The sequence below is a fragment of the Virgifigura deserti genome (assembly GCA_003576685.1).
Classification (GTDB): domain Bacteria; phylum Pseudomonadota; class Alphaproteobacteria; order Dongiales; family Dongiaceae; genus Virgifigura; species Virgifigura deserti.
Window position 1 is genome coordinate 1 of record QOZR01000030.1, and the last position, 2,396, is coordinate 2,396.

1 protein-coding gene is annotated in these 2,396 nt (G+C 70.2%); it reads right to left on the reverse strand.

Annotation, left to right across the window (positions count from 1 at the left end):
• Window positions 1-2,312, reverse strand: a 2,312-nt coding sequence (locus DT069_RS24440; protein ID WP_425450522.1) for a calcium-binding protein, incomplete at its 3' end; no start/stop codon positions are given.
• Window positions 2,313-2,396 lie beyond the last annotated feature (84 nt).

A 2,396-nucleotide genomic window follows, 5' to 3' on the forward strand; every position in this document is an offset into this window, starting at 1 on the left:
GGATTGACGCCGATGAGTGTGATGGAGCTGTCGGGGTCGAGCTGGAGGACGGCGTTGCCGTCGGCGTCGGCGGTGGCGGCGGCGAGCAGGGCGGCGGGATCGGCGAGCCCGCCCGCCACCGCGAGCCGGTCGGTGCCGAGGGTGAAGTCGAGGATCACGTCGTGGCCCGAATTGGCCGCGGCGTAGACGAACAGGTCGGCGCCGGCATTGCCCTTCAGCACGTCGTTCCCGGCGCCGCCGGTCAGCACGTCGGCGCCGGCGTTGCCGAACAGGTAGTCGTTCCCGGCGCCGCCGGCGATTTCGTCATCGCCGGCCCCGCCATAGAGCAGGTCGATGCCGCCACCGCCATCGAGCCTATCGGCGCCGTCCCCGCCATGCAGCAGCTCGTTGCGGTCGGTGCCGGTCAGCGTCCCCGACCCGACATGGATATCGGAGTGCAGGAGATAGCTGCCGTCGGCCAGCTGCGGTGCGATCAGCCAGGTCGGGTCGGAGTCGTACTTGTCCCAGAACCGCGTCGTCTCGCCGACGACGAAGCCATAGGCCTCGATCGCCTCGGGCGAGCCGGTGGCGCTGACCAGGCTGGCCAGCGAGGCCTTGGCGATCGCCCCGTAGCCGAAGGCGTAGGTGACGTGCAGGCTGGTGCCGTCCGGCGAGCCGTTGGGGAAGGTCTTCTGGAACACCTCCTCCCAGGTCGTGTATTTCTCGCCCGTCTCCGGGTCGTACACCTTCAGCACGTAGGCCGCACCCTGCAGGGGGTCGAAGCCGTTCTCACCGTTGAGGAACCGCCCGGCGACGAAGTTGGTCATCCAGTCCAGCATGGTTTCGGCGTCCTCATGGCCGCGCTGGGCCAGCACGCTCAGGATGATGGTCATGAAGTCGCTCTGCCAGCCGGCGGTGTGGCCGGCCTTGACCAGCGCCGGAATCCAGCCCTCGACCTCGCCGGCCGCGTCCATCGCGCCGCCGGTCACGTACTTCTCGACGAAGTGCGTCAGGTTGTTGTCGAGGATCTGGGTGAAGTAGTCCTTCAGCGCGTGGTCGTCGGGCGTGATGTAGGCGGTATCGCCGATCGTGCGCAGCGACCAAGCCTTCGCCCGCAGCTCGTTGGAGTCGACGATGCCCTCCTCCTCGCCGCGGTTGTGCGGCCCGAACCAGCCGATTGTGAAGCTCGTCTGGGCGTGCAGCTCGTCGAGATAATGCCGGCTGCCCGTGAACAGGTAGGGCAGATACAGGAGCGCCGGCTGGTGCGGGGCGTCGACGATCCAGCCGCCCGCCGAGCGCGAGTTGTACGCCTCCGGCAGCTGGTCGTCGCCATAGCGCCCGCCGACGCCGCGCTCGTCGATCCACAGCTGCGGGTGGTCATCGACCCGGATGTACTCGCCGGTGGCGTTGTCGCGGAAGTGCCAGGGGATGCTGCCCGCCGCGTCGGCGTTGGCCAGCATCACTTCGAGCGCGCGCGGATCCTGGCTCAGCAGGTAGCGCGCGTTCCAGGTCGTCGTCGGGCCGATGTCGAAGCGCCCGCCGGTCCCCGGCATCGCCGTCTCGACCAAGGCGCTGCCCATCGGCCCGGTGTCGGTGTTGGCCAGCTTGGCGAGCTCCTTGTCGAGCGCCGCCCCGTCGATCGCGATCGAGGTGTCGTAGCCCGGCACCGCCGCAGTCTGGACCAGGTAGGGCACGTCGCGGACCACGTTGACGCCCGGCGCGCCGTCCGACCAGACCTCCTGGTGCCAAGTCCCGTGATGGTGGTGCTCGAGGTCGTCGTAGCGGACCACCGTCTGGCCCTTGTCGCGGATCTCGACGTCGTAGGTCAGATTGTCCATGCCCATCGAGTAGGCCCAGTCATAGGCCAGCGCCACGTCGGTGCGCACGCTGCCGTCGGCCTGGACCCGGATGTCGAAGGTGGCGTGCAGGTTGCCGTCATCCGAGATCGGCGCCGCGACCCGGACCTCGCTGGCCAGCGGCCCCTCGAGCCAGCTTGTGGCGGTGCCGGCGGCCAGCGCCTCGGCGAGCAGGGCGGCGACGTCGACCACCTCGCCGTCGACGACCAGCTCGACATCGTAGCCGGAGTCCAGGATCGCGGCGACGTCGACCGCCGGGGCCGCCGCCGGAGCGCCCTTGGCGAGCATCACGTCGACCGCCGCGCCGGCGGCCAGCGCCGGCGCGGCGACGCTCAGCAGCGCGTGCCGGACCGAGCCGTCCGGATGGGTCGCCTTGACGTCGACCTGGAGCGGCACCGCCACCCCGTCGATCAGCGCCACCAGCCCCTCGCCCGCCGTCACGTCGCCCGCCGCGAACACCTGCCCGAACGTCACCACCCGGCCCGCATCAACTCCCGCGTCCCCCGCCTCCAGACGAAACCCGACAACCTCGCCAGGACCAGACGGCTGGAGAACGGTAGG